Source organism: Mycobacterium sp., from assembly GCF_965229265.1.
Lineage (GTDB): Bacteria > Actinomycetota > Actinomycetes > Mycobacteriales > Mycobacteriaceae > Mycobacterium.
In genome coordinates, this window is sequence record NZ_CBDDIY010000010.1 from 692,143 (window position 1) to 717,463 (window position 25,321).

At 69.0% G+C, this 25,321-nt stretch carries 22 protein-coding genes; 6 read left to right on the top strand and 16 right to left on the bottom strand.

What is annotated here, in order from left to right:
• Nucleotides 1–6 precede the first annotated feature (6 nt).
• Entirely contained in the window at nt 7–618 is a 612-nt protein-coding gene (locus tag ADBZ9K_RS05440; RefSeq protein WP_526618997.1) for a DNA-3-methyladenine glycosylase, read from the bottom strand.
• Nucleotides 619–677: 59 nt separating this feature from the next.
• Here ADBZ9K_RS05440 and ADBZ9K_RS05445 point away from each other — a divergent pair, with 59 nt between their 5' ends.
• Genes ADBZ9K_RS05445 through ADBZ9K_RS05455 form a run of 3 tightly spaced genes read left to right on the top strand, consistent with a single transcriptional unit; the run spans nt 678 to nt 2,808 of the window.
• On the top strand, nt 678–1,442 hold the full coding sequence (locus ADBZ9K_RS05445) for an ABC transporter ATP-binding protein (protein ID WP_526618998.1): 765 nt from the start codon (nt 678–680) through the stop codon (nt 1,440–1,442).
• The gene (locus ADBZ9K_RS05450) at nt 1,376–2,206 is read left to right on the top strand and encodes an ABC transporter permease (protein WP_526618999.1); all 831 of its coding nucleotides are present in this window, start codon (nt 1,376–1,378) and stop codon (nt 2,204–2,206) included. The genes ADBZ9K_RS05445 and ADBZ9K_RS05450 overlap by 67 nt, the downstream gene beginning before the upstream one ends.
• Nucleotides 2,203–2,808 carry a TetR/AcrR family transcriptional regulator gene (locus ADBZ9K_RS05455; protein WP_526619000.1) on the top strand — a complete coding sequence of 202 codons (606 nt, stop codon included), beginning with the start codon at nt 2,203–2,205 and terminating at the stop codon, nt 2,806–2,808. Before ADBZ9K_RS05450 ends, ADBZ9K_RS05455 begins: the two co-directional genes overlap by 4 nt.
• A gap of 6 nt (nt 2,809–2,814) precedes the next feature.
• On the opposite strand, the gene ADBZ9K_RS05460 is transcribed toward ADBZ9K_RS05455, so the two are convergent.
• The 3 genes from ADBZ9K_RS05460 to ADBZ9K_RS05470 form a co-directional block, all read right to left on the bottom strand.
• On the bottom strand, nt 2,815–3,018 hold the full coding sequence (locus ADBZ9K_RS05460) for a Trm112 family protein (protein WP_526619001.1): 204 nt from the start codon (nt 3,016–3,018) through the stop codon (nt 2,815–2,817).
• A gap of 8 nt (nt 3,019–3,026) precedes the next feature.
• Nucleotides 3,027–3,572: a hypothetical protein gene (locus ADBZ9K_RS05465; RefSeq protein ID WP_526619002.1), complete on the bottom strand. Its 546-nt coding sequence runs from the start codon at nt 3,570–3,572 to the stop codon at nt 3,027–3,029.
• Between the two features lie 71 nt (nt 3,573–3,643).
• Entirely contained in the window at nt 3,644–6,583 is a 2,940-nt protein-coding gene (locus tag ADBZ9K_RS05470; RefSeq protein WP_526620755.1) for an alpha/beta fold hydrolase, read from the bottom strand.
• 169 nt (nt 6,584–6,752) lie between these two features.
• Between ADBZ9K_RS05470 and ADBZ9K_RS05475 the strand changes: the two genes are divergently transcribed.
• Entirely contained in the window at nt 6,753–8,558 is a 1,806-nt protein-coding gene (locus ADBZ9K_RS05475; RefSeq protein WP_526619003.1) for an ABC-F family ATP-binding cassette domain-containing protein, read from the top strand.
• On the opposite strand, the gene ADBZ9K_RS05480 is transcribed toward ADBZ9K_RS05475, so the two are convergent.
• Together ADBZ9K_RS05480 and ADBZ9K_RS05485 are read right to left on the bottom strand one after the other, a co-directional pair.
• Nucleotides 8,547–9,797, bottom strand: a complete 1,251-nt coding sequence (locus tag ADBZ9K_RS05480) for an MFS transporter (protein WP_526619004.1) — start codon at nt 9,795–9,797, stop codon at nt 8,547–8,549. The genes ADBZ9K_RS05475 and ADBZ9K_RS05480 overlap by 12 nt on opposite strands.
• 173 nt (nt 9,798–9,970) lie before the next feature.
• Nucleotides 9,971–10,588 (bottom strand): TetR/AcrR family transcriptional regulator, encoded by a 618-nt coding sequence (locus ADBZ9K_RS05485; RefSeq protein ID WP_526619005.1) that lies wholly within the window; start codon nt 10,586–10,588, stop codon nt 9,971–9,973.
• 77 nt (nt 10,589–10,665) lie between these two features.
• Between ADBZ9K_RS05485 and ADBZ9K_RS05490 the strand changes: the two genes are divergently transcribed.
• Nucleotides 10,666–11,292 carry a GNAT family N-acetyltransferase gene (locus ADBZ9K_RS05490; protein ID WP_526619007.1) on the top strand — a complete coding sequence of 209 codons (627 nt, stop codon included), beginning with the start codon at nt 10,666–10,668 and terminating at the stop codon, nt 11,290–11,292.
• A gap of 114 nt (nt 11,293–11,406) precedes the next feature.
• On the opposite strand, the gene argH is transcribed toward ADBZ9K_RS05490, so the two are convergent.
• The 10 genes from argH to pheS form a co-directional block, all read right to left on the bottom strand.
• Complete coding sequence (argH, locus tag ADBZ9K_RS05495) at nt 11,407–12,816, bottom strand: argininosuccinate lyase (RefSeq protein WP_526619008.1); 1,410 nt, start codon at nt 12,814–12,816, stop codon at nt 11,407–11,409.
• An 88-nt stretch (nt 12,817–12,904) separates the two neighbouring features.
• A complete protein-coding gene (locus ADBZ9K_RS05500; protein ID WP_526619010.1) occupies nt 12,905–14,104 on the bottom strand; it encodes an argininosuccinate synthase in 1,200 nt (399 codons plus the stop codon).
• A gap of 27 nt (nt 14,105–14,131) precedes the next feature.
• Nucleotides 14,132–14,617, bottom strand: a complete 486-nt coding sequence (locus tag ADBZ9K_RS05505) for an arginine repressor (protein WP_526619012.1) — start codon at nt 14,615–14,617, stop codon at nt 14,132–14,134.
• A 66-nt stretch (nt 14,618–14,683) separates the two neighbouring features.
• Nucleotides 14,684–15,613 carry an ornithine carbamoyltransferase gene (gene argF / locus ADBZ9K_RS05510; protein ID WP_526619014.1) on the bottom strand — a complete coding sequence of 310 codons (930 nt, stop codon included), beginning with the start codon at nt 15,611–15,613 and terminating at the stop codon, nt 14,684–14,686.
• Nucleotides 15,610–16,791 carry an acetylornithine transaminase gene (locus ADBZ9K_RS05515; RefSeq protein WP_526619015.1) on the bottom strand — a complete coding sequence of 394 codons (1,182 nt, stop codon included), beginning with the start codon at nt 16,789–16,791 and terminating at the stop codon, nt 15,610–15,612. Before ADBZ9K_RS05515 ends, argF begins: the two co-directional genes overlap by 4 nt.
• Nucleotides 16,788–17,657 (bottom strand): acetylglutamate kinase, encoded by an 870-nt coding sequence (gene argB / locus ADBZ9K_RS05520; protein ID WP_526619016.1) that lies wholly within the window; start codon nt 17,655–17,657, stop codon nt 16,788–16,790. The genes ADBZ9K_RS05515 and argB overlap by 4 nt, the downstream gene beginning before the upstream one ends.
• On the bottom strand, nt 17,654–18,877 hold the full coding sequence (argJ, locus tag ADBZ9K_RS05525; protein ID WP_526619017.1) for a bifunctional glutamate N-acetyltransferase/amino-acid acetyltransferase ArgJ: 1,224 nt from the start codon (nt 18,875–18,877) through the stop codon (nt 17,654–17,656). Before argJ ends, argB begins: the two co-directional genes overlap by 4 nt.
• Nucleotides 18,874–19,923 (bottom strand): N-acetyl-gamma-glutamyl-phosphate reductase, encoded by a 1,050-nt coding sequence (gene argC, locus ADBZ9K_RS05530; protein ID WP_526619018.1) that lies wholly within the window; start codon nt 19,921–19,923, stop codon nt 18,874–18,876. The genes argJ and argC overlap by 4 nt, the downstream gene beginning before the upstream one ends.
• A 129-nt stretch (nt 19,924–20,052) precedes the next feature.
• Entirely contained in the window at nt 20,053–22,548 is a 2,496-nt protein-coding gene (gene pheT / locus ADBZ9K_RS05535; protein ID WP_526619019.1) for a phenylalanine--tRNA ligase subunit beta, read from the bottom strand.
• Complete coding sequence (pheS, locus tag ADBZ9K_RS05540; protein WP_526619021.1) at nt 22,548–23,591, bottom strand: phenylalanine--tRNA ligase subunit alpha; 1,044 nt, start codon at nt 23,589–23,591, stop codon at nt 22,548–22,550. Before pheS ends, pheT begins: the two co-directional genes overlap by 1 nt.
• Before the next feature lie 144 nt (nt 23,592–23,735).
• Between pheS and ADBZ9K_RS05545 the strand changes: the two genes are divergently transcribed.
• A complete protein-coding gene (locus tag ADBZ9K_RS05545; protein WP_526619022.1) occupies nt 23,736–25,316 on the top strand; it encodes an FMN-binding glutamate synthase family protein in 1,581 nt (526 codons plus the stop codon).
• Nucleotides 25,317–25,321: the final 5 nt, after the last annotated feature.

Genomic DNA, 25,321 nt, shown 5'->3' on the forward strand with positions numbered 1-25,321 from the left:
CTGGGCTCAGTCGCTCGCGCCCGGGGTTGGGGCGCGGGGACTGCGTCGGTAGGCCGACACTTCCGGACGGCCGGTCAGCCACAACCGCCACTCCCGATCCGCCGCCTGCGACACCCCGACTCGCGGCCCGGCGGTGTCCGGCCCGCCGTCACCGAGTCGCAGCGTCACCGGCGATGCGGTGCCGAACAGGTCGAGACCGTAGTCGTCCATCGTGATGCCCAACGCCGAGCACAGGTTGCCGGGGCCGCGCGCCAGGGCGCTCGGGCGGACCGCTGGCCCGCGGCGGACCTGGGCCGTGTCCAGGCCCGACTCGATCGCGGCCGCGCGCAACAGCACCGCCGCGGCGGTGCCCGCCGGGCCGCACGTGACGTTGGCGCAGACATGGATGCCGTGGCTGCGGTAGGTGTAGAGCCGGCCAGCAGGTCCGAACATCACCGCGTTGCGCGTCCCCGGGCCGCGAAAAGAGTGCGAGGCGGCATCCGGCCAGGGCCCGTCCGGCGGACCGCCATAGGCCTCGACCTCGACGATCAGCGCGCTGACGCCGCGGCAGCTGATCACACCGCCGAGAAGCAGTCGGGCTGCCGTTACCGGGTCGGTGTCCAGCAACTCGGCGCTCACCGGAGGTGATTCTGCCCGAAACGTTGACCGGGTGGCGCCCGAAGAGGATTATTCATCGGGTGATGAGTTCATCTCGTGATGAATTACTTGCCGGCGACGTCGATGCCGCGGTGGACGTCAAACACCTGCGGGTGATCCGCGGCAGACGCACCGTCCTGGACGATTTCTCGGTGCTGATCGCCCGCGGCACCGTGACCGGGCTGCTCGGCCCGTCCGGCTGCGGCAAGACCACCCTCATGCGCAGCATCGTCGGCACCCAGATCGTGGCCGCGGGAACCGTCACCGTTCTCGGCCACCCGGCCGGCTCCCCCGCCCTGCGCCGCCGGGTCGGCTACGTCACCCAGGACCCGACCGTCTACAACGATCTGCGGGTGATCGACAACGTCCGCTACTTCGCGGCGCTCTATGGCGCGCCCCCGGCGGCCGCCGATGCGGCGGTCGACGATGTCGGGTTGCGCGACCATGCCGGGGCCTACTGCGGCAACCTCTCCGGTGGCCAGCGCGCCCGGGTGTCGCTGGCCTGCGCGCTGGTCTGCCAGCCCGACCTGCTGGTGCTCGACGAACCGACCGTCGGCCTTGACCCGGTGCTGCGCGTCGACCTGTGGGCCCAGTTCCACGCACTGGCCCGCCGCGGCACCACGCTGCTGGTGTCCAGCCACGTGATGGACGAGGCCGACCACTGTGCCGATCTGCTGCTCATGCGGGAGGGCCGGCTGCTGACCCACACCACCCCCGACCGCCTACGTGAGGAGACCGGATGCACGTCACTGGAGGAAGCGTTCCTTTTCGTCATCAGGCACAGCACCGCAGCGACGGCCGGCTGAGTCTCCGTACCTATCTGGGCGCGTACCTGGCGACCACCACCCGCATCCTGCGCCAGCTGCGCGGCGATCACCGCAGCATCGCCATGATTCTGGTGGTCCCCAGTGCCGTGATCACCCTGATGTACTTCATGTTCGCCGACGTGCCCACCGTGCCTGGCAGGGTCTCGCCGTTCCACACGGCCTGCCTGATCCTGCTCGGCCTGTTCCCGCTGTTCGTGATGTTCCTGATCACCTCGATCACCATGCAGCGCGAACGAGCCTCGGGCACGCTGGAGCGCATCCTCACCACGCCGTTGCGCCGCCTGGACCTGCTGGCCGCCTACGGCACCGCGTTCTCGATCGCCGCTGCCGCCCAGGCGATCCTGGCCTGCGTGGTGTCGTTCTGGTTGCTCGGCTTCGACACCAAGGGCAGCCCACTGTGGGTATTCGTCATCGCAGTGATCAACGCGGTTCTCGGCGTCGGGCTTGGACTGCTGGCAAGCGCGTTCGCCCGCACCGAGTTTCAGGCGGTGCAGTTCATGCCGGTCGTCATCGTCCCGCAGTTGCTGCTGGCCGGGATCATCGTGCCACGTCACCAGATGCCGACCTGGCTGGAATGGATCAGCAACGCGATGCCGGCCAGCTATGCGCTCGACGCCCTGCAGCAGGTCAGTGCGCACACCACGCTGACCGGCATCGCCGTGCGCGACATGCTGGTGGTGCTCGGTTTCGCGCTGCTCGCCCTGGCGCTGGCCGCGGCGACCCTGCGCCGGCGGACTCCGTGACCGCGCACGCCAAGCGACCGGGTCGGCCGCGCGGCGTCTCCGATACTCGCGACCGGATCCTGCACAGCGCACGAGAGTTGTTTGCCCGCAATGGTTTCGACAAGACCTCGATCCGCGGGATAGCCGCCGCCTCGGGCGTCGACTCGGCCCTGGTGCACCACTACTTCGGCACCAAGCAGCAGTTGTTCACCGCGGCTATCAACATCCCGATCGACCCCATGGTGGTGCTCGGGCCGCTGCGCGAAACACCCGTCGAGGACCTCGGCCGGGTGTTGCCGTCAATCCTGTTGCCGCTGTGGGACTCCGAGATGGGAACGGGTCTTCTCGCCACCCTGCGATCGCTGTTGGCGGGTTCCGAGGTCAGCCTGATCCGGTCGTTCCTGCAGGAGGTGGTCACCGCCGAGGTCGCCCCGCGCGTCGACAACCCGCCGGGCAGCGGGCCGCTGCGGGTGCAGTTCGTGGCGTCTCAACTTCTGGGGGTGGTGGTAGCGCGCTACATCGTCGGGGTCGAACCCTTCGCGTCACTGCCGGCCGAGCGGGTCGCCGAGACGATCGCGCCGAACCTTCAGCACTATCTCACCGGGCAGCTGCCGGAACTGTAGCCAGGATCAGGAGCCCGACCGCGCCATCAGGCGCTCGTGCTCCTCGGGCCCGACGTCGACGGCCTCGTCGACCAGCAACACCGGGATGCCGTCGTCGATGCGGTAGGCCTTGTGTAGCCGGGGGTTGTAGAGAAGTTCGTCATCGATGAGCACCAGCGGGCCGCGGTCGGCCGGGCACACCAGGATCGTCAGCAGCGTGTCGTCGAGCACGGCGCGGACTACGGGCTCGGTGGCATGGGAGCGGCCGGGGCACTGCCACCGATGGCCGGATTACCGTCGCTGGGCATCTGACCAGCGCCCATCACCGCATTGTTCTGTTGCGCCTGTTGTGCCTGCTGCAGGATCTGCAGCTGGGCATAGATCTTCTGCTGGTAGCCCAGCGTGTCCTGCAACGCGTCGATCAGCGGTCGCTGGTTCGGGCGGTACTGCAGCGCGTTCTGGATCTCGGCGATGTTGGTCCTCGACGGCTTGATGCCCTGGGCCCGCAGTTTCATCACCTGCTTGATCAGATTCGACAGCTGGCCGCCGCTGGCGCCCTGGTCGTACTCCTGGTCGATGAACAACAACATCTGATCGGCGCTCTGGAACTGGGGCACCCCGGAGTCGGAATTCGCGGTCGCCGAGGGCGTCGCGGGGGTGGTGGTGCCCGGATCAGCGAGCGCCTGCACCGAACCGAATCCGGCCAACAGACCAGCGGTGAGTGCACCGACCGCCGTGCCGCGGACGGCGCGACGCCAGTGACGTGTAACGGTCTGCGCTGTCATGCAATCCTCCGAGGCGTGGGCACCTGTGACTATCGGCGAGCCTAACAGCGCCGCACGACCTGGGCAGAAGCTCAATCCTGCGTACCGCAGAGCTGGGCACGTGCCGACGCCACGAAGCGCTTGTACTTCCCCGTATCGGGGTCCCATTGCCAAGCGTTACGCGACGCCTTGGGCACCCCGGCGGCCCGCAACGCCGACACCGTCGGCCGGTAGGTCGCGCTGAGCGGGATCTCCGGCACCACGTGCACGAGGTCCGGCGCCAGCCCCACCGGGATCGCGGCGACCGCGTCGGTCAGATCCGCGACGGTGACCGTCGCCCCGGGCCGCAGGGTGATGGCGGTGACCGCGATCATGCCGCCGGACACCTCCACCCCATACGTCGCGGCGGTGTCGACAGCCGCGATGCGGCTGATCGCATCGGTGATCGGCTCCGGGAACACCACCCCGCGCTCGGTGCGGATCAACATAGGCCGATTCCCGAGCAGCCAGAAGTCGCCGTCGGCGTCCCGCCGGAACACGTATTCGGTGGAGATCCAGGTGTCGCCGGGGGCGAAGACGCCGCGCTTGACCGACGCCGTCGGGTCGATCGGCCCCCACGGGCGGGCCAGCAGCACACCGACCTGGTTGGGCTCGGCGACCGTGACGAACCCGCGTTCGCCCTCCAGGATCAGGTCGTCGCCGGCGTCGTAGGCGGCCAACTCGACCTGCCCGGCCCCGGGCAGCGGGCGGCCCTTGCTGCCGACCTTGGCGCCCGCCACGTTGGCCAGCACCGCCTGCCCGTCGGTGGTGGCGAAGAACTCCACAATGTTGGCTGGGGCAAAGGCGTCGACGGTCCGCTGCCACAGTCCGGTCGGCATACCCGAGCCGATGAACAGCCGAACCGGGTGGTTGCCGTGCAGGCTGAAGTGCGGGTCGTCGACGACGTCGCGCAGCATCGTCCAGGTGTAGGACACGACGGTCACCCCGTACTGGCGAATCTCGGCCAGGAAGCGGTCCGGGCGCAGACCCCGCGATAATGCGATCCGCGCGCCTCCCACCACCGCGCCGCCCAGGCTGACCAGCAGCCCGGACTGGTGGTGCAGCGGGGTCAGGCAGTACACGGTGTCGCTGCGGCCCAGGGCGGCCGCCGACGCGGTGCCGAACGCCGACAATGCCCAGCGGTAGTTGGTGATCTGCTTGGGCACCACCTCGCCGCCGACGGTACTGAACGCGATGAAAGCCAGGTCGCGGGCGAATCCCGGGTTCGGCCGGTACCAGCCCGGGAACTCCACGGCGTCGGGGTCGATCTGCTCCATGTCGATGACGTCGCTGCCGGCGGGCAGGTTGAGGTCGCGAGATTCACCGCCGCCGAGGACCAGCACCTGCACCGGCAGCCGCAGCGCGGCCTCGAGGTTGCCGGGGTCGGTGATGATCTGGGTGACCCCGCCCAGCCGGACGGCCTGGGCGAGGTCCGCGTCCGGCGGCATCAGGACCGCGACGGCCCCCAGCCGGGACAACGCTGCGATCGCCACCAGCGCCGACGGTCGGGTGTCCATGAGCACACCGACCCGGACGCCTTGCCGGACACCGACCGCGATCAGGCCGCGCACCACGTTGTTGATCCGGCGGTTGACCGCTTCGTAGGTGTGGACGCGCCCGTCGAAGAGCAGGAACTCCCCGTTGGGGGCGCCGTCGGCCTGCTCGTCGATGATGCGGCCCAACGAGATGCGGGTGTGGTCGTTGATCTGGCCGAGCCGGACCAACCGCGGCAAGGTGCGGGCGGTTTCGACGGCCAGGGTGCGCACCGACTTGTTGGCGTTGACCACCGCCTCGGCCGCACCCCGGGCCAGCGACAGCGCCAGGCCCGAGGCCTCCGCCACCCCGTGCATGACCCGCGAACTCAGCGCCACGCCCGACTCTGAGGGTTCGCCGTCGCTCTCCTGCATGGGTGCGATGTTGACCGGGCGCGAATCCTGGCCGGACAGCCACAGCACCCATCCCGCCACCGTCGGCCACGAGGTGGTGGCGGCCTTGGATCCGACGACCAGACCGAAGTGGCCCGCCCGGATCATCGCCTCGTACACCTCGGCGGTCGGCGCGGCGCGCCTGATGCCCCGCACCGATGCGGGCTGGCCGATGTCGTCGACCTCCCCGATGAACGCCAGCACCGGGCAGGTGATGTCGGTCAGCGTCACCAGCTGGCCGTTGATGGCGAAGCCGCCGGTCATCATCCGGTTGTGGGCGATGAACTGCTTGAGCAGCTCGGAGATCGCGGGACCGGACCAGGCGATCCAGCCTTCCTTGTCGAGGAACCGCCGTTGTTGTTCACGCGGCAGCAGAGCCTCGCGGTCGTGAAGCTGAAGCAGGAAGTCGATGCGCGCCTTGGCGGTCTTGAGCGGATCGAGCATCTGGAAACCGGTGCGGGCCAGCCACCCCGGGACGTCCATGTGGTTGAAGACGTGATCGGCCATGAAGTCGGCGGCCACGGCACCGAAGTTCGGCGGGATGCCCATCGGCAGCGCTGCCAGGGTGTCCACCGGAGAACCGAACGCCACGATGCTGGCGATGTCCTTGGACCGGCGGTAGGCGGCGGTCTGGTAGCAGAACATGCCGCCCTGGGAGTAGCCGACCAGGTGCACACCCTGGCCGGTCGCCTCCTTGACGGTTTCGATGGCCTCACTGAGCGCGACGATGTGGTCGGTCAGGGTGCGCTCCATCCCGCCTTCGATCTCGTCGGGTGAGCCGAAGTCGATCACCCACGGATCGATACCCGCGGCGTGCAGGATGCCGACGGCACCGTCCTCCTGGGTGACATCCCACATGTTGGCCGACATCATCATCGGATGCACCATCAGCACCGGCGGCCCGGCCGGCGGCTGACCTGGCCGGTTGTCCGGCGGAAAGTACCGCCGGAGCTTGTACATCGATTTGCTCTCGACGATCTGGAACGGCGAGGGCACCACGCCGGTTTCCAACCCACCCCAGCGCAGAACCTCGAAACCGTTCTGCGCGGTGGCCATCAAGCGCTCCATCGGCCTGGTGACCGCCGACAAGTTCAGATCCACGGCTGCTCCCCTGTCCGCCATCGTTGCTGCGTGAGGCCCCGACAGCCTGCACATCATGGCACAAGGCCGGTGTCCGGCCGGCCGGTTTGCGACCGCACCCCAGTCCCGGCTTTCGGCCCCCACTAGGGTCATATCAGTGGCACACCTGCTCGGCGCCGAAGCCCTCCATCTCGAGTATCCGACTCAGGTCGTCTTCGAGTCCGTGACGCTGGGCGTCAACGAGGGCGCGCGGATCGGCATCGTCGGACGCAACGGCGACGGCAAGTCCAGCCTGATGGGAATGCTCACCGGGCAGATCACCCCCCATGGAGGACGGGTGACCCGGCGCGGCGGGTTGCGCGTGGTCGCACTGGACCAGGCCGACACCCTGCCTCCGGACGCCACCGTGGGCACGGTGCTCGTCGGCGATCTGCCCGAGCACGAGTGGGCGGGCAATCCCCGCATCCGCGACGTGGTCACCGGTCTGGTGTCCGACATCGACTGGCAGCTAAGCGTGTCGGCGCTGTCGGGCGGTCAGCGTCGCCGGGTGCAGCTGGCGGCGCTGCTGATCGGCGACTGGGATGTGATCGCCCTGGACGAGCCGACCAACCACCTCGACATCGAGGGCATCACCTGGCTGGCCGAGCACCTCAAACAGCGCTGGCCCCGCAACGCCGGTGGCCTGCTGATCGTCACCCACGATCGCTGGTTCCTCGACGAGGTCGCCAACACCACCTGGGAGGTGCACTCCACTGCATCCGGGGGGATCGTCGAACCGTTCGACGGCGGGTACGCGGCGTACGTGCTGCAACGGGTCGAGCGGGACCGGGTCGCGGCGGCCTCGGAAGCCAAGCGGCAGAACCTGATGCGCAAGGAACTGGCCTGGCTGCGGCGCGGGGCCCCGGCCCGCACGTCCAAGCCCCGGTTCCGCATCGAGGCGGCCAATCAGCTGATCGAAGATGTGCCGCCGCTACGCAACAACGTCGAACTGGCCAAGCTGGCGACCGCGCGGCTGGGCAAGGACGTCATCGACCTGCTCGACGTGTCGGTGTCCTATGCCGGCAAGCCGGTGCTGCGCGACATCGAATGGCGAATCGGTCCCGGTGAGCGAACCGGCATCGTCGGTGCCAACGGCGCGGGTAAGTCGACGCTGCTCGGCCTGATCGCCGGGACCGTGGACCCGGACACCGGGCGCGTCAAACGCGGGAAGACCGTCCGCCTGGCGATGCTCGACCAGCAGTCCAGCCGGCTCACCGAGATCGCCGGCGACATGGTGCGCGAGGTGATCGGCCGGCTCAAGGCCGGCTACCTGGTCGAAGGCAAGGAGATGACGCCAACGCAACTCCTGGAGCGCTTGGGTTTTCGCCGCGACCAGCTCTCAGCCCGGGTGGGTGAGCTCTCCGGCGGGCAACGCCGTCGCCTGCAACTGATGCTGACCCTGCTCGAGGAGCCCAACGTGCTGGTGCTCGACGAGCCGACCAACGATGTCGACATCGACATGCTCTCGGCCACCGAGGATCTGCTGGACTCCTGGCCGGGCACACTGATCGTGGTGTCCCACGACCGCTACCTGCTGGAGCGGATCACCGATCAGCAGTACGCGATTCTCGACGGTCACCTGCGCCACCTGCCGGGCGGTGTCGACGAGTATCTGCGCATCGCCGCCCGCCGGCACGAAGGGGTCAGCGCGACGGCCTCGTCGAGTCGCGAATCGACCGCCCAGCCGGCCCTTTCCGGTGCCGAATTGCGCAGTGTGGAAAAGGAAGTCGCGGCACTGGACCGCGCACTGGCGAAGCTGTCCGAACGGGTCAATGCCAAACACGTCGAGCTGGCCGAGCACGACCAGTCCGATCATGTGGGCATCAGCGCGCTGACCCAGGAGTTGCGCGCGCTGGAGGCCGAGGTGGTCGACAAGGAGAACCGGTGGCTGGAGTTGTCCGACCTGATCGAGTCAGGCGGCTGACGCCTCGGCTTCGACTTCCGGCATCGGGTAGAACCGAACCAACAGCAGACCGAACGCCGCGATGATTCCCGCGATCAGGATGCTGCGGCTCACACCGGCCTGGTGTGCGATCACGCCGAAGCCGAAACTGCCCAGTGCCATCGCCCCCTGCTGGACCAGGGAGTAGATCGACGTCATCAGCCCGCGCATGTCCTTCGGTGCCCGCGTCTGGACGGCGAACTGGTGACTGACGCTCAGCACACTCCAGGAGAACCCGAACACGAGCAGAAACGATGCGTCCAGCGCCATGCTGTCCCACCGGCTGATGCCGATGACAGCGGTTGCGAAGGCGGCCACCGCGACGGTCGTCATGATGTTGAGCCGGATGTGGCGCTGCAGCAGGGGCATCAGGGACACGCCCGCGGTGGTTCCGATGCCCAATGCCGCCAACAGCCCGCCGAACCCGATGGCCCCGGTCTGGACATTCTCCTTCGCCTCCAGCGGCAGCAACGCCAGCACCCCCGCGCACGGGCCCATCTGGATGGCGCAACGGATCATCGGGCCGTACAGCTGTGGAGATCGTCGCAGGGCATTCCAGCCCTCGCGCAGCGATCGTCGCCCCGGAGTGGACTGCTCGGCCTCGTGGGCGCGGGCCGGGGAAATGTTGCGGTACCGAATCAACGTGATGATCATCAGTACGTGCGACAGCGCCCTGGTGAACAACACCACTGCCGCACCGGCCAGGCCCATCAGGTAGCCGCCGAGGATGGGTCCCAGGGTCTGGGAGATCTTGTTGCTCAGCGAGTTGAAGGAGATGGCGGCGACCAGCTTGTCCTCCGGGACGAAGTCGTGCAGAAACGGCTTCCACGCCGACTGTTGGGCCACCAGCCCCACCCCGATGAGGAACAGCAGCGACAGCACCGATAGCGGGGTGAAGTCCACCCCTCCGGACAGCGCGATGACGGCCATCACGCCGGTTATCACCAGCATCCAGGCCTGCGAGGCCAACAGCATGGTGCGATGCCCCACCGCATCGCTGGCCACGCCCAGCGGAACGCTGAAGAACACGAACGGCAGACTCATCACCGTCTGCACCATGCTGACCAACACGGGGTTGTCGGTCAGCGTCGTCATCTCCCAGGCGACGCCGAGCATCAGCATCACCAAGCCGAGGGTCAGGATCAGATTTGCCGACCACAGTTCGGTGAACTGCCGCTGGCGAAAAAGCTCGTACCCCAACCCGGGACCCCTGCTGGCCATGGCCGAAGACTATAGGGCCGGGCGGCGCGCCATGCGGCCCCGGCGAGCGTGCGCGAACGTCTCGCGTCAGCGGCGTGTCGCTGTACCGACACGCACGCTCGCGGATGGGACGGAGTCGCCAGTGGCCGAACGTATCGCCCTCGTCGTGGTGGGCAAGTTGACACTTCCTCGCATCACACCGGAACAGCGACCTCCCGGAACGCGGCGCCAAGTTGCGCGATGACGGGCTCCAGGATTGTGTCGTCACGGCACGTGAGCCACCAGTCGACCAGCCCGCTCGCGGCGGCCAGCACCGTGGCGGCCGCCACGTCGATCGGGATGACCAACCTTCGGTCGACCGAGGTACACCATTCCTCGAGACGCGCCACGATGGCCGCATGGTAGGCGTCCGATTCAGCCCGGGCAGCCGCGGACAGTTGCGCGTCGGCACGGGCGCCCGAGGCCAGGTCTGCCATCGCCTGATGACGCTCGGGGCTTTCCCGCAGGTCCGCGGCCAGCATGCGAAGGCAGTGCGCAATCGCGTCTTCCAACGAACCGTGCGGTAAGGGCACATCCCAAAACAGCGCCATGCGGCGAGCCGACTCGCGGGTGAGGATCGCCGACACCAACTCCGCCTTCGAGCCGAACGCGTAGTGCACGACCCGATGCGCCACGCCCGACCGGGCGGCCACGGAACGCAGCGACACCGCGTCGGCCCCGTCGGCCACCATCACGTCAACGGCCGCATTCAGGAGACGTTCCCGGCGTTCGTCGATCGGCAGGTACTCCCGCCGCGGTGACTGATTGCTCACATCACGTCCTTCCCATCCGGCGTCGTCCGCTACGGTGGAAATGTATCCACCCGGACCATTCTACCGAAGGAGTCAGCATGATCTCAATCACTCGCGCCAGTGTTGACCAATTGCCCAGTGCCGCAGTCATTCTCGCCGAAGCTTTCATCGACGATCCAGTGATGGCCGCCATCCTTCCACCCTGCGATCGCCGACGCGAACGGCTGACCACCCTGTTCCTTGCGATCCTGCGCTCCGGGCCCCACCCGGCCGGCGCCGTCGACATCGCGGTGCGGGATAGCGACGGAGTCGTGGTCGGAGCCGCCGCGTGGGAGGCACCCGGGTCACTGCGGGGCTCCACGTGGCGGCATCTGCTCGAACTCCCCCGCTTCGCCGAAGCGCTGGGCGTGCGGGGGCTGATCCCCGCGGCCCGCATCCTGTTCCGGATGGAACGCACCCGCCCATCGGTGCCGCACTGGTACCTGGGCCAGATCGGGGTGTCCTCGGCAGCCCGTGGCCTCGGCGTCGGCAGCCGACTGTTGGCCACCCATCTCGCCGTTGTTGACGCGGGTCGGCAGTACGCCTACCTGGAGTCCTCGACCCCCGCCAACCGTCGGCTCTACCTACGGTCGGGATTCGAAGAGCGTGGGGTGATCGATGGCATCCCCGGCGCAGCGCCGGTAGCGATGCTCCGGATTCCGCAAGCACCGGCCAACGCTCAGTGAGGCGCGCGGCTGTTCACGCTCAAGCCCGACGCGGCAACGCGGCCACAGATCAGGATCGGCGACCACAATTCACGGAACTGTCGCTGCGGTATCCCCCGCCCGCACCCGTGCTACTCACCGCAGCTGCAGCCGCAACCTGTCCGCGGTCTCGCGCACAACGGCGAGTTGCTTTGCCACCTGCACCGGCGCCGTCCCACCGCGGGCATCGCGGGAGGAGACCGACCCGTCGACGGTGAGCACCTGCCGCACCTGTGGTGTCAGCGCCGGGCTGATCTGGGCCAGCTCGTCGTCGGTCAGCGCCTCGAGCCCGACTCCGCGCCCCTCGGCGGTGCGCACCGCCGCCCCGGCGGCCTCATGCGCCACCCGGAACGGAACACCCTGCCGCACCAGCCATTCCGCGACGTCGGTGGCCAGCGTGTAACCGGCCGGCGCCAGCGCGGCCATCCGCTCGGTGTCGAAGCGCAAGGTGGCGACCAGCCCGGCCATCGCGGGCAGCACCAGCTCCAGCTGTCCCACCGAGTCGAACAGCGGTTCCTTGTCCTCCTGCAAGTCGCGGTTGTAGGCCAGCGGCTGCGCTTTGAGGGTGGCCAGCAGGCCGGTGAGATTGCCGATCAGCCGCCCGGACTTGCCCCGGGCCAGCTCGGCGATGTCGGGGTTCTTCTTCTGCGGCATGATCGAACTACCGGTCGACCATGCGTCGTGCAGGGTCACGTAGCCGAATTCGGTTGTGCTCCAGAGGATGATGTCCTCGGCCAGCCGGGAAAGGTCGACGGCGATCATGGCCAGCACGAACGCGGCCTCCGCGGCGAAATCGCGGGCGGCTGTCGCGTCGATCGAGTTCTCGGCCGCCGCGGTGAATCCCAGCTCCGCGGCGATGGCGTCGGGGTCCAACCCCAGCGACGAGCCGGCCAGTGCACCGGAGCCGTACGGGGACACCGCGGTACGCCGGTCGAAATCGACGATACGGTCCACGTCGCGCAGCAGCGGATGGGCATGCGCGAGCAGGTGGTGGGCCAGCAGTACCGGCTGGGCGGCCTGCAGGTGGGTCTTGCCCGGCATGATCGCGGCCGGGTGCGCGGCGGCCTGGGTGGCCAGCGCCGAGACCACCTCGAGGGCGCCATCGGCGACGCGACCCATGGCGTCGCGCAGCCACATCCGAAACAGGGTGGCCACCTGGTCATTACGCGACCGGCCGGCCCGCAGCCGCCCGCCGAGGTCGGCGCCGACCCGGTCGATCAAACCGCGCTCCAGCGCGCCGTGTACATCCTCGTCGCTGGCCAGCGGCGTGAAGCTGCCGTCGGCGACGTCGGCGCCCAGGCTGTCCAGGCCGGCCAGCAATCCGTCGCGCTGCTCCTCGGTCAGCAGCCCCGCACTGTGCAGCACCTTGGCGTGCGCCTTGGACGCCGCGACGTCGTAGGGAGCGAGCACCCAGTCGAAGTGGGTGGACTTGCTCAGCGCCGCCAGCGCCGGCGCCGGCCCGTCGGCGAACCGCCCACCCCACAGCGAGCCCTCGTTGGTGCTCACGACTTCGTATCCGCGAGCGTGCGTGAATGTCTCGCTTCGGCGGCGTGTCGCCGTACCGACACGCACGCTCGCGAATGGGGCGGGGTGGTCACAAGCCCAAATCCCGGCGCGCGGCGATTTTCGACGACAGGCCGTGCACGTGCACGAAGCCCTTGGCCGACGACTGGTCGAACGTGTCGCCCTCGTCGTAGGTGGCCAGGTTGAAGTCGTAGAGCGACGTCGGGCTGCGCCGGCCGTTGACGGCGATGTGGCCGCCGTGCAGCACCATCCGGATCTCACCGGTGACATGCTTCTGGGTGTCGGCGACGAACGCCTCCAGCGATCGCTTCAGCGGCGAGAACCACAGTCCGTCGTACACCAGCTCTCCCCACTTGCGGTCGGTCCCCCGCTTGAATCGGCCCAGCTCACGCTCCAGCGTCACATGCTCGAGCTCGGTGTGCGCGGTGATCAGCACCATCGCGCCGGGCGCCTCGTAGATCTCGCGGCTCTTGATGCCGACCAGACGGTCTTCGACGACGTCGAGCCGGCCGACCCCCTGGGCGCCCGCCCGCCGATTCAGCTCGACGATGGCCTCCAAGACGGAAACGCCGCGCCCATCTATGGAGACCGGCACCCCCTTCTCGAAGCCGACGATAACCTCGTCGGGGGTGTTCCAGTTGAGCGTCGGATCCTCGGTGTAGTCGTAGACGTCCTTGGTCGGCGCATTCCAGAGGTGCTCCAGGAAGCCGGTTTCCACCGCGCGGCCCCACACGTTCTGGTCGATGGAGAACGGCGAACGCTTGGTGACATTGATCGGGATATCGTTCTGCTCGGCGAAGGCGATGGCCTTCTCCCGGGTCCAGGCGTAGTCGCGGACCGGAGCCAGCACCTCCAGATCGGGTGCCAACGAGGCGAACCCCACCTCGAAGCGGACCTGATCGTTGCCCTTGCCGGTGCAGCCGTGCGCGACGATGCCGCCCCGATGTTCGCGGGCCGCCTCGACCAGGTGCTTGACGATCAGCGGCCGGCTCAGCGCCGACACCAGCGGGTAGCGGTCCATGTAGAGGGCGTTGGACTGGATGGCCGGCAGGCAGTACTGCTCGGCGAACTCGTCACGGGCGTCGACGACGACGGCCTCGACGGCACCGCAATCGAGGGCACGCTGGCGGACCACCTCCATGTCCTCACCACCCTGGCCGAGGTCGATGGCAACGGCCACCACCTCACGGCCGGTCTCCTTGCCGATCCAGCTGATGGCCACCGAGGTGTCCAGACCGCCGGAATACGCCAAGATGACGCGTTCGGACATGAAGTGCTCCTTTGTTGTTCGGGCTGGTTAACGGATGTTCTCGAACATGGTGGCCAGTTGCGCGCCGGTCATCGGCTCGCGGGCCACCACGAAGATGGTGTCGTCGCCGGCGATCGTGCCCACGACGTCGGGCAACGCTGCCCGGTCGATCGCACTGGCAAGATAATGCGCCGCCCCGGGCGGGGTGCGCAGCACGGCAAGGTTACCGCTGGCGTCGGTGGAGACCAGCAGATCGGCGAGCAGGCGAGTGACCCGTTCGGTGCCGCCGGCGACCCCACGCACCGGGCTGCCGTCCTCGGGCACCACGTAGACCCCGACGCCGCCGTCGGCACCCCGCAGTTTGACCGCGCCGAGCTCCTCGAGGTCGCGCGACAGAGTCGCCTGGGTGACCTCGATGCCGTCGTCGGCCAGCAACGTCGCGAGCTCGCCCTGGCTGTGCACCGACTGGGACGACAGGATCGCCACGATCTTGGCCTGCCGGCCAGCGCGGGTGGAGCTGACTTCAGTGCTCATCGGGATCGCTGCCCTCGGCTCTTCGCGCAAGCGCTCATCGCTGCCCTCGGCTCTTCGCGCAAGCGCTCATCGCTGCTCCAGCAGCCACACCAGCAGCGCTTTCTGGGCATGCAGCCGGTTCTCGGCCTCGTCCCACACTGCGCTGTGCGGGCCGTCGATCACCTCGTCGGTGATCTCTTGGCCGCGATGTGCCGGAAGGCAATGCAGCACAACGGCTTCGGAGTCAGCATGAGCAAGCAGGCCCGCGTTGAGCTGGAACGGCCGGAACGGCCCGACCCGATCCAGGCCGTCGTTCTCCTGCCCCATCGACGTCCAGGTGTCGGTGACCAGCACGTCGGCGCCCTTGGCGCCGGCGACCGGGTCGGTGGTGAGGCTGACCGTGGCACCGGCCTGCTGTGCCCGCCGCTCAGCGGCGGCGACGAACAGCGGGTGCGGCTCGAATCCGGCCGGCGCGGCGATGGTCACGTGCACCCCGGCGGTCACCCCGCCCAGCATCAGCGAGTGCGCCATGTTGTTGGCACCGTCACCGAAGTAGGTCATCCGCAGCCCGGCCAGTGACCCCTTGCGTTCGGCCAGCGCCTGCAGGTCGGCCAGCACCTGGCAGGGATGGAACTCGTCGGACAGTGCGTTGATCACCGGAACCGTTGCCGCCGAGGCCATCGCGGCCAGGCGCTGTTGGGCGAAGGTGCGCCACACGATCGCGTCGACGTAGCGCGACAGCACCCGGCCGGTGTCCTCGAGGGTCTCCTCGCGGCCGAGCTGGGTGGCGCGGCCGTCGACCACGACGGCGTGCCCGCCGAGCTGGGCGATACCGATCTCGAAGGAGAACCGGGTGCGGGTGGAGTTCTTGTCGAAAATCACCGCGACCCCGCGCGGGCCCTCAAGGGGGCGCCGGCTCATCGGGTTCTTCTTGAGCTCGGCGGCCAGCGCCAGCACCTCGGCCTGCTCGGCGGGCGTCAGGTCGTCGTCACGCAGGAAATGCCGCACCGTGCTCATATCTGGGCCTCGTCAAGGATCGTCGGCAGCGCCGTCAGGAAGCTGTCGATCTGGGCTTCGGTGATGATCAGCGGCGGCGCGAGCCGGACCACGTCGGGGGCGGCGGCGTTGACCAGGAATCCGGCGCTGCGGGCGGCGGTTTCGACGGCCTTGCCCTGCGGGGCGGTGAGCACGACACCGCGTAGCAGGCCGCGGCCGCGGACGTGATCGACCAGCGGGTGGCCCAGTGCTTCGATGCCGTGGCTCAGCGTCTTGCCGAGCACGTCGGCGCGTTCGACCAGATCCTCGGCGGCCAGCACCCGCAGGACCGCCAGCGCGGCCGCGGTGCACACCGGGTTGCCGCCGAATGTGCTGCCGTGCAAGCCCGGTGTCATCAGGCCGGCGGCTGGCCCGATGGCCAGGCACGCCCCGATCGGCAATCCCCCGCCCAGCCCCTTGGCCAGGGTCACCACATCGGGGGTGATGCCGTCGTGCTGGTGGGCGAAGAACGCGCCGGTGCGCCCCACCCCGGTCTGGACCTCGTCGAGGACCAGCAGGGCGCCGTGGCGGCTGGTGATCTCCCGCGCGGCGACCAGGTACCCCGCCGGCGGGACGACGACGCCGCCCTCCCCCATGATCGGTTCGAGGAATACGGCGGCGGTCTCGTCGCTGACCGCGTCGGCCAGTGCGTTGACGTCGCCGTACGGGATGTGGGTGACGTAGCCGGGCAGCGGTTCGAACGGGGCCTGCTTGCTGGGTTGGCCGGTCAGCGCCAGCGAGCCCATCGTGCGACCGTGGAAGGCGCCCTGGGCGGCAACGAGTTTGGTCCGCCCGGTCAACCGGGTGATCTTGAAGGCGACCTCGTTGGCTTCGGTGCCGGAGTTGCAGAAGAACACCCGGGCGCCGGTATCGGCGCCGAGCTGGTCGACGAGTGCCTCGGCCAGCGCGACGCCGGGTTCGGTGGCATACAGGTTCGAGGTGTGTCCCAGCGTGTTCAGCTGGGTGGTGACGGCCTCGATGACCGCGGGGTGGCGGTGGCCGAGGACGTTGACCGCGATACCGGCGAGCAGGTCGAGGTAGGACTTGCCGTCGACGTCGGTGACGACCGCACCCTCGCCGCTGGCCAGTGCGACCGGCGGGGTGCCGTAGTTGTCCATCATGACCGATTGCCAACGCTGTTGAACCGCTTCGGTATTCACGGGCTCACCACCTTCGTTCCGGTGCCCTCGTCGGTGAACAGTTCCACCAGCACACAGTGCTCGACCCGGCCGTCGATGACGTGCGCGCTGGGGACGCCGCCCTCGACTGCCCGCAGGCAGGCCTCGATCTTGGGGATCATGCCGGTCTCCAGACTGGGCAACAGCTCGGCCAGGTCGGCGGTGTTGATCTGGCTGACCAGTGAGTCCCGGTCGGGCCAGCGGGTGTAGAGACCTTCGACGTCGGTGAGCATCAGCAGCTTCTCCGCACCCAGCGCCTCGGCCACGGCCGCCGCGGCGGTGTCGGCGTTGATGTTGTGCACCACCCCGTCGACGTCGGGGGCGATCGTCGAGATCACCGGAATACGGCCGGCGGCAATGAGATCCAGCACAGCGGTGGTGTTGACGTGATCGACGTCGCCAACCAGACCGATGTCGGTGAGCACCCCGTCGACGGTGACGCCGCGGCGCACCGCGGTCAACAACTGAGCGTCCTCGCCGGTGATCCCGACTGCGTAGGGGCCGTGGGCATTGATCAGGTTCACCAGCTCACGACCGACCTGACCGAACAACACCATCCGCGCGACGTCGAGCACCTCGGGCGTGGTGACCCGGAAGCCACCCTTGAATTCGCCCGGGATGCCGAGTCGTTTGAGCATCGCACTGATCTGCGGCCCGCCGCCATGCACCACGACCGGGTGGACGCCGACGTTGCGCAGGAACACCATGTCGGCGGCGAAGGCGGCCTTGAGCCGGTCGTCGGTCATGGCGTTGCCGCCGTACTTGACGACGACGATCTTGCGGTGCAGCGCTGTGAGCCACGGCAGCGCCTCGGCGAGCACCGCGGCTTTGGTGGCGGTGGCGGTCATGAGCTGTAGGCCGAGTTCTCTTCGACGTAGGCGTGTGAGAGATCGGTGGTGCGGATGGTCGCCTGACCGTCGCCGAGTCTCAGGTCGACGGTGACGTCGACGTCGGCGCCCGCCAGGTCGACATCGCGGGCACCGGGTGCGCCGGCCCCGTCGATGCATACCGGGAAGCCGTTGAATGACACCGAGATCCGTTGCGGGTCAAGCGTGAACGGTGACATCCCGACCGCGGCCAGCACCCGGCCCCAGTTCGCGTCGGAACCGAACAGCGCCGTCTTGACCAGGCTGTCGCGCGCGATGATCCGCGCGGCCGTTACCGCGTCGTCGTCGCTGGGTGCGCCGGTGACGGTGATCGCGATGCGCTTGGTGACGCCTTCGGCATCGGCCTGCAGCTGTGCGCACAGGTCGTCGCACACCCGCAGCACGGCGGCGTCCAGATCGTGCTGGCTGGGCCTGATCTCACTGGCGCCGGAGGCCAGCAGCAGCACGGTGTCGTTGGTGGAACAGCTGCCGTCCACGTCGAGACGGTCGAAGGTCTTGGCGGTGGCCCGGCGCAGCGCGGTGTCCAGCGCGGTCGAATCGGCGACGGCGTCGGTGGTCAGCACCACCAGCATGGTGGCCAGCGACGGCGCCAGCATGCCGGCACCTTTGGCCATGCCGCCGACCGTCCAGTTCTCCCCCGACGCGGGAGTATGGTGCAGCGCAACCTGTTTGGGCACGGTGTCGGTGGTCATGATGGCCCGGGCGGCCTCTTCGCCGCCGGTGAGCCCACCGCCGAGTTCGTGGACGATCTCGGTGATCCCGCTGCGCACCTTGTCCATCGGCAGCCGGTCCCCGATCAGGCCGGTCGAGCAGACCGCGACCTCGATCGGTCCGGTCTCGGTGCCCCAGTCCGACAGCTCGGCGGCCAGCGCCTCCGCGGCGGCGTGCGCGTCCTGAAACCCCGCCGGCCCGGTGCAGGCGTTGGCACCGCCGGAGTTCAGCAGGACCGCGCGCAGCCGGCCGGTGGTGAGCACCTGCTGGCTCCACAGCACCGGGGCGGCCTTGACCTGGTTGCGGGTGAACACCCCGGCGGCCGCATAGTCGGGGCCTTCGTTGAACACCAGGGCCAGGTCCAGTGCACCGGACTTCTTGATCCCGGCCGCGATGCCGGTGGCACGGAACCCGGCGGGCGCGGTAACCCCCTGGGTCCGAACCAATTTCGTGCTATCAGCCAGGGTCACGGCGCCACTCCCACGATCGACAGTCCTTCGGTTTCCGGCCAGCGCAGGGCGAGGTTCATTGATTGCACGGCCGCACCGGCGGTGCCTTTCACGAGGTTGTCAATCGCGCAGACCGCTACCAGGACGCCGGCGTCGGCGTCCACCGCCACGGCCAGTTGCGCGGCGTTGCTGCCGATCACCGCGCCGGTGCGGGGCAGCTGACCCTCCGGCAGCAGGTGAATGAACGGTTCTGCGTCGTAAGCCTTTTCGTAGGCGGCGCGGATTTGCGACAGCGGGGCGGTGGTCCGCGCGGTGCAGGTGGCCAGGATCCCGCGGGAGGTGGGGATCAGCACCGGGGTGAACGAGACGGTGACGTTCCGATCGGTCATGGCACGCAGCCCCTGGGCGATCTCGGGGGTGTGGCGGTGCGCGCCGGCGATGCTGTAGGCCCGCGCCGAGCCGATCACTTCCGAGCCCAGCAGGTCGACCTTGGCGGCCCGGCCGGCACCGGAGGTACCGCTGACCGCCACGACGGTGACAGCCGGCTCGACGAGATCCTCGGCGACCGCGGGCAGCAGTGCCAGCAGGGCGGCGGTCGGATAGCAGCCGGGCACCGCGACGCGGGTGGCACCGCGCAGTTTCTCCCGGCCGCCGGGCAGTTCGGGCAGACCGTAGGGCCAGCTGCCGGCGTGCGGGGAGCCGTAGAAGCGCTGCCAGTCGTCGGCGTCGGTGAGCCGGAAGTCGGCGCCGCAGTCGATGATGACGGTGCTCCCGCCAAGTTGTTCGGCCAGCGCTGCCGAGTGACCATGCGGCAGGGCCAGGAACACCACGTCATGCCCGGTGAGGACGGCCGCATCGGTGGGCTCGAGCACCCGGCCGGCCAGCGGCAGCAGGTGCGGATGGTGTGCGCCGAGTTGGGTGCCCGCGCTGGCGGCGGCGGTGAGCGCGCCGATGCTCAGCCGCCCGTCCGCATAGGCCGGATGCCCGAGCAGAAGACGCAGGATCTCGCCACCGGCATAGCCGCTGGCACCGGCAATCGCCACCGAAGTCACCCCGCGATTCTGCATGGTTATGCAGTGCAATGCAAATTCATTCTTGGTCGAGATCGACGCAATGGCGCGATCTACTCGCACAAGTTCGCCCGTTTGTCGGTTTGGGCGATCTGGGAGGCCGGGAGCCCGGCAGGGGCGCAGGGGTCAGCGGCGCTGGACGGCGCCGAGACGCTCGGCGGCCGCGGCCACCGCGGCATCGCGCGCCGCGCTGGCCTCGTCCTCGGTCAGCGTCCGGTCGGGGGCTCGGAACCGCAGCGCCAGCGTCAGCGACTTGCGGTCCTCCCCGATCTGCGGGCCGGTGTAGACGTCGAACAGCGCGACGTCCTCCACCAGCTCGCCGGCCCCGTCGCGCACCGCGTCGATCACGGCCTGGGCGGGGACATCGACGGCCACCACCAGGCTGACGTCCTGGAAGACCGCCGGGAACGGCGACACCCGCGGCGCGGGCAGCGTCTCGGTGATCGGCACCCCATCGAGGTTGACCTCGATGGCGCAGGTGCCCTTTGGCAGTCCGGCACGTTCGATCACCGCCGGGTGCAGCTGGCCGGCGTGGCCGACGACCTTGTCGGCGACGAGGACCTCGGCGCAGCGGCCCGGATGCCACGGCAGCTGCTGGGCGGCCCGCAACGTCACGTCGACACCGCACGCCCGGGCGATCACCCGGACCGCCTCGAACGCGTCGGCGGCCTCCACCGGGCGCCCCGGGCCCCACGGTCCGCGCGGCTCGCGCAGCCCGGTCAGCACCGCACCGACGTGCACGGGCTGGTCCGGCAGCGACTCGTTGAGCTCGGCGATCTCGCCCTCGGTCGGCCGGCGGTGCGTCGGGATCAGCTCGAGGCGGCGGGTCTGCTCGGTCGGGTGCACGACCTGCGCGATGGAAAACAGCGCGACGTCGACGAATCCGCGGGACACGTTGCGGGACAACGCTTCCAGCAAGGCCGGCAGCAGCGTGGTGGCCAGGTGCGGGCGGTCGGCCTCCAGCGGGTTGAGCACCGACACCACGGATCGCCGGGAGTCGTCGGGGGCAAGCCCCCACGTGTCGAAAACCCCGGCCGGCAGGAACGGGCTCGGCAGCACCTCGACGTATCCGGACAGGGCCAGTGACTTGCCGACGGCACGGCGCCGCTTCTGCCCCGCCGTGAGCCCGCGGCCGGCGGGCGCAGTGGGCAGCACCGAGGGGATCTTGTCCAGTCCCTCCAGGCGCAGCACCTCCTCGACCAGGTCGGCGGGCTGCACCAGATCGGGTCGCCAGCTCGGCGGGGTCACCACGAGGATGGTTGGGTCGGCGTCGTCCTCGACGACGCGAGCCCCGACCTGGGTCAGCCGGTTGAACGCGGCGCCGCCCTCGTACTCGACGCCGGCCATCCGGTCGGGCAGGTCGAAACGCATCCGCACCGGGGCGGGCGACCAGTCCTCGCGCGGCGGGTCGCCACGCCAGTCGGTCAGCCTTGGCTCGACGGTGCCGCCGGCGATCTCGGCGAGCAGCGCAGCGCAGCGGTCCACCGCGGCGACCGAGATCGCGGGATCGACAGCGCGCTCGTAGCGCCGGCCGGCCTCGCTGACCAGGTGCAGCCGACGGATCGTGCGCGACACCGTCGCGGGGTCCCAGACCGCCGCCTCCAGCAGGATGTCGGTGGAGTCGTCGTCGATCTCGGTGGTGCCCGCACCCATGACGCCGCCGATCGCGGCGGTCGCGACGTCGTCGACGATCAGCACGTCACCGGGATCGAGGGTGCGTTCGACGTCGTCGAGGGTGACGACGGTTTCGCCCGGGTGGGCGAACCGGACGATGAACTCACCGCTGATGCGGCTGCGGTCGTGGGCATGCATCGGGTGACCGATCTCGAGCATCACGTAGTTGGTGACGTCGACGGCCGGCGAGATCGGCCGGATGCCCGAGAGCATCAGCCGGCGGCGCAGCCACCATGGCGACTGCGCCTTCGGGTCGATGCCGGTGACCGGACGCAGCGCGAACCGGCTGACACCGGTGCCGGCCTCGATCGTCACCGGCAGCGCCGGCCCCTCGGCGGGCAGTGCTGCGATGTCGGCCGGATCGACGTAGTCCAGGTCGTAGGCGCAGGCGATCTCCCGGGCGATGCCGCGCACCGACATGCAGTAGCCGCGGTCCGGGGTGATCGCCAGGTCGAAGATCACGTCGTCGAGGCCGAGTACGGCGATCCCGTCCTCGCCCGGCTCGGCGGTGCCCGGCGGCAGCACCAGGATCCCGGACTGGTCGGAGCCCAGGCCCAGTTCGGCGGCCGAGCAGATCATTCCGTCGGAGAGCCGGCCGTAGGTCTTGCGGCTGGCGATGTAGAAATCGCCCGGCAGCGTGGTTCCGGGCAACGCCACGACCACGGTATCGCCGATGGCGAAGTTCGTTGCACCGCAGACGATGTCACGGTCCTGCTGCTCGCCGACGTCGACCTTGCAGGCCCTGATGGGCTTCTTGAACTCGGTGAGTTCCTCGATCTCGGTGACCCGGCCCACGGTTAGCGGCCCGCTTACCGGTCCCAGGGTGATGATGTCCTCGACCTCGTGGCCAACCCGGATCAGCGCCCGTTCCAGATCGTGGGGCTGCACGTCCCACCCGGGGGCGCCGCGCTGGACGACCTCGCGCAACCAGCTGTAGGGAAGACGCATTAGACCCCAACCCCGAACGGCAGCGAGAACCGCACGTCGCCCTCGACCATGTCACGCATATCGGGGATGCCGTTGCGGAACTGCAGGGTGCGTTCCAGCCCCATACCGAACGCGAAGCCGGAGTACTCCTGCGGGTCGATCCCCGCGGCGCGCAACACATTCGGGTTCACCATGCCGCAGCCACCCCACTCGACCCAGCCGGGGCCGCCCTTCTTGTTGGGGAACCAGATGTCCACCTCGGCCGACGGTTCGGTGAACGGGAAGAAGTGCGGTCGCATGCGGGTACGCGCGCCCGGGCCGAACTCGGAGCGGGCGAAGGCGTCCAGCGTGCCGCGCAGGTGTGCCATGGTCAGGCCGCGGTCGACGGCCAGGCCCTCGACCTGGTGGAAGACCGGGGTGTGGGTGGCGTCGAGCTCGTCGGTGCGGAAGGTACGCCCGATCGAGACGATGTAGACCGGCAGCTCACGGTCCAGCAGGGTGCGCACCTGCACCGGAGAGGTGTGGGTGCGCAGCAGCTGCCGCGACCCTTCCGGCGCGATGTGGAAGGTGTCCGATTCGCTGCGGGCCGGATGGTCGGGCGGGAAGTTCAGCGCGTCGAAGTTGAACTGTTCGGTTTCGACCTCGGGGCCCTCGGCCAGCTCCCAGCCCATCGCGACGAAGGTGTCGGCAATGTGCTCGGCCAGGATCGTGATCGGGTGGCGCGCTCCGATCGGTTGACGGGTGGAGGGCAGCGTGACGTCGACGGCCTCGGCCACCAGAACCGCGGCGTCCCGCTCGGCGCGCAGCGCCGCCAGGCGCTCGTCGTAGCCGCGCTGGGCCTCGGCGCGGGCAACGTTGACGCGCTTGCCGGCATCGGCCCGGTCGTCCTTGGGCAGGGTCGCCAGTGCCTGGCGGGCCAGGGCCAGCGGCGCGCGGTCGCCGAGGTGCTCGGTCTTGGCGCGGGCCAACGCATCGAGGTCGGCGGCCTGGTCAAAGGCATGGCGGGCCGCGCTGACGGCCTCGGTCAACGACTCCTGCGACAAGTCGACGGGTTGCTCACCCACGCGGCGAGACTCTCCTTTTGGCTGCCGGGCTGTTCGCGACACGGATGCGACGCAAGTGACGATCATAGGTGATGCCAGAATGACGCCTCGCAGGCATTTCGCCCATCCCGGCAGCAGCCCGGGTTGAGACCTTCGGGGGGTCACATGACGAGGCTGTTGATCGTGTCTGCCTTTTGGGCGGCGGCACTCGCGCTCGGCGCGCTGGCATTCATCGCCCAGGACGGCTGGTGGGTGCTGGCGGCGGCCGTCGCGGCGTTGGCCGTCCTGGGCACCTGGGATCTCGTGCAGACCAAACACTCGGTTCTGCGGGCCTACCCCGTGCTGGGTCACGCCCGCTTCGCGGCCGAGCTGATCCGCCCCGAGATTCAGCAGTACTTCATCGAGTCCAACACCGACGGCGCCCCGTTCGACCGGGAGACCCGCACCATGGTCTACAGCCGGGCGAAGGGCACCAAGGGTGACGAACCGTTCGGGACCGAACGCGATGTCAACGCCGTGGGGTATGAATTCCTGCGCCATTCGCTGCGAGCCCGGATCGCGACGGATCTGGCTCCCCGGGTTCGCCTCGGCGGTGCGGACTGCACGCAGCCCTATGACATCGCACTGCTCAACGTCTCGGCGATGAGCTTCGGGGCGCTGTCCGGCAACGCCATCGAGGCACTCAACGGCGGCGCCGCCCGCGGCGGGTTCGCCCACGACACCGGCGAAGGCGCGATCAGCCCGCACCACCTCAAGCATGGCGGCGACCTGATCTGGGAGATCGGCTCCGGCTATTTCGGCTGCCGCGACGCCCACGGACACTTCGACGCCGCCCTGTTCGAGGAGAAGGCCAATCTGCCGGCGGTGAAGGCAATCTCGATCAAGCTGTCGCAGGGCGCCAAACCGGGGCTGGGTGGCGTGCTGCCCGGCGCCAAGGTGACCGCCGAGATCGCCGCCACCCGTGGCGTGCCGATCGGGCAGACCGTGGTGTCGCCACCCGCGCACACTGCTTTCCATACTCCCGCGGAGTTGATGCATTTCGTCGCCACGCTGCGCGCACTGTCCGGCGGCAAGCCGGTCGGGTTCAAACTCTGCATCGGCGCCCGCACTGAATTCTTGTCGATCTGCAAGGCGATGCTGCACACCGGCATCACCCCCGATTTCATCATCGTCGACGGCTCCGAGGGCGGAACCGGCGCGGCGCCACAGGAATTCGAAGACCACGTCGGTATGCCGTTGACTCACGGCCTGATGCTGGTGCACAACTGCCTGGTCGGAACCGGCCTGCGCAGTCACATCAAGATCGGCGCGTCCGGGAAGGTGGCCAGCGGATTCGACATCGTCCGGCGCCTGATCCAGGGCGCTGACTTCACCCTGTCCGCCCGCGCGATGATGTTCGCGGTCGGATGTATCCAGGCCATGAAATGCCACACCAACCGGTGCCCCACCGGTGTGGCCACCCAGGACCAGGAGCTGGCCCGAGCGCTCTATGTCCCCGACAAGATCGACCGGGTGGCCAACTTCCAGCGGGCGACGGTGGCCAGCGCCGCTCAGATGGTCGCCTCGATGGGCCTGGACAGCTTCGACGAACTCAGGCCGTCGATGCTCAACCGACGGATCGATTACTCCGCCAACCGCACCTACGCCGAGATATACGAATGGTTGATGCCCGGCGAGCTGCTGGATACGCCACCGCAGACGTGGCTCTCGGATTGGATCGAGGCCAGTGCCGAGGAATTCCGCTGACCGAG

Coding starts and splice junctions, on each gene's coding strand:
- ADBZ9K_RS05450 (WP_526618999.1), top strand. CDS start 1,376: ATGCACGTCACTGGAGGAAGCGTTCCTTTTCGTCATCAGGCACAGCAC.
- ADBZ9K_RS05465 (WP_526619002.1), bottom strand. CDS start 3,572: ATGACAGCGCAGACCGTTACACGTCACTGGCGTCGCGCCGTCCGCGGC.
- ADBZ9K_RS05470 (WP_526620755.1), bottom strand. CDS start 6,583: ATGGAGCGCTTGATGGCCACCGCGCAGAACGGTTTCGAGGTTCTGCGC.
- ADBZ9K_RS05480 (WP_526619004.1), bottom strand. CDS start 9,797: ATGGCCAGCAGGGGTCCCGGGTTGGGGTACGAGCTTTTTCGCCAGCGG.
- ADBZ9K_RS05490 (WP_526619007.1), top strand. CDS start 10,666: ATGATCTCAATCACTCGCGCCAGTGTTGACCAATTGCCCAGTGCCGCA.
- ADBZ9K_RS05500 (WP_526619010.1), bottom strand. CDS start 14,104: ATGTCCGAACGCGTCATCTTGGCGTATTCCGGCGGTCTGGACACCTCG.
- ADBZ9K_RS05505 (WP_526619012.1), bottom strand. CDS start 14,617: ATGAGCACTGAAGTCAGCTCCACCCGCGCTGGCCGGCAGGCCAAGATC.
- argF (WP_526619014.1), bottom strand. CDS start 15,613: ATGAGCACGGTGCGGCATTTCCTGCGTGACGACGACCTGACGCCCGCC.
- argB (WP_526619016.1), bottom strand. CDS start 17,657: ATGACCGCCACCGCCACCAAAGCCGCGGTGCTCGCCGAGGCGCTGCCG.
- argC (WP_526619018.1), bottom strand. CDS start 19,923: ATGCAGAATCGCGGGGTGACTTCGGTGGCGATTGCCGGTGCCAGCGGC.
- pheT (WP_526619019.1), bottom strand. CDS start 22,548: ATGCGTCTTCCCTACAGCTGGTTGCGCGAGGTCGTCCAGCGCGGCGCC.
- ADBZ9K_RS05545 (WP_526619022.1), top strand. CDS start 23,736: ATGACGAGGCTGTTGATCGTGTCTGCCTTTTGGGCGGCGGCACTCGCG.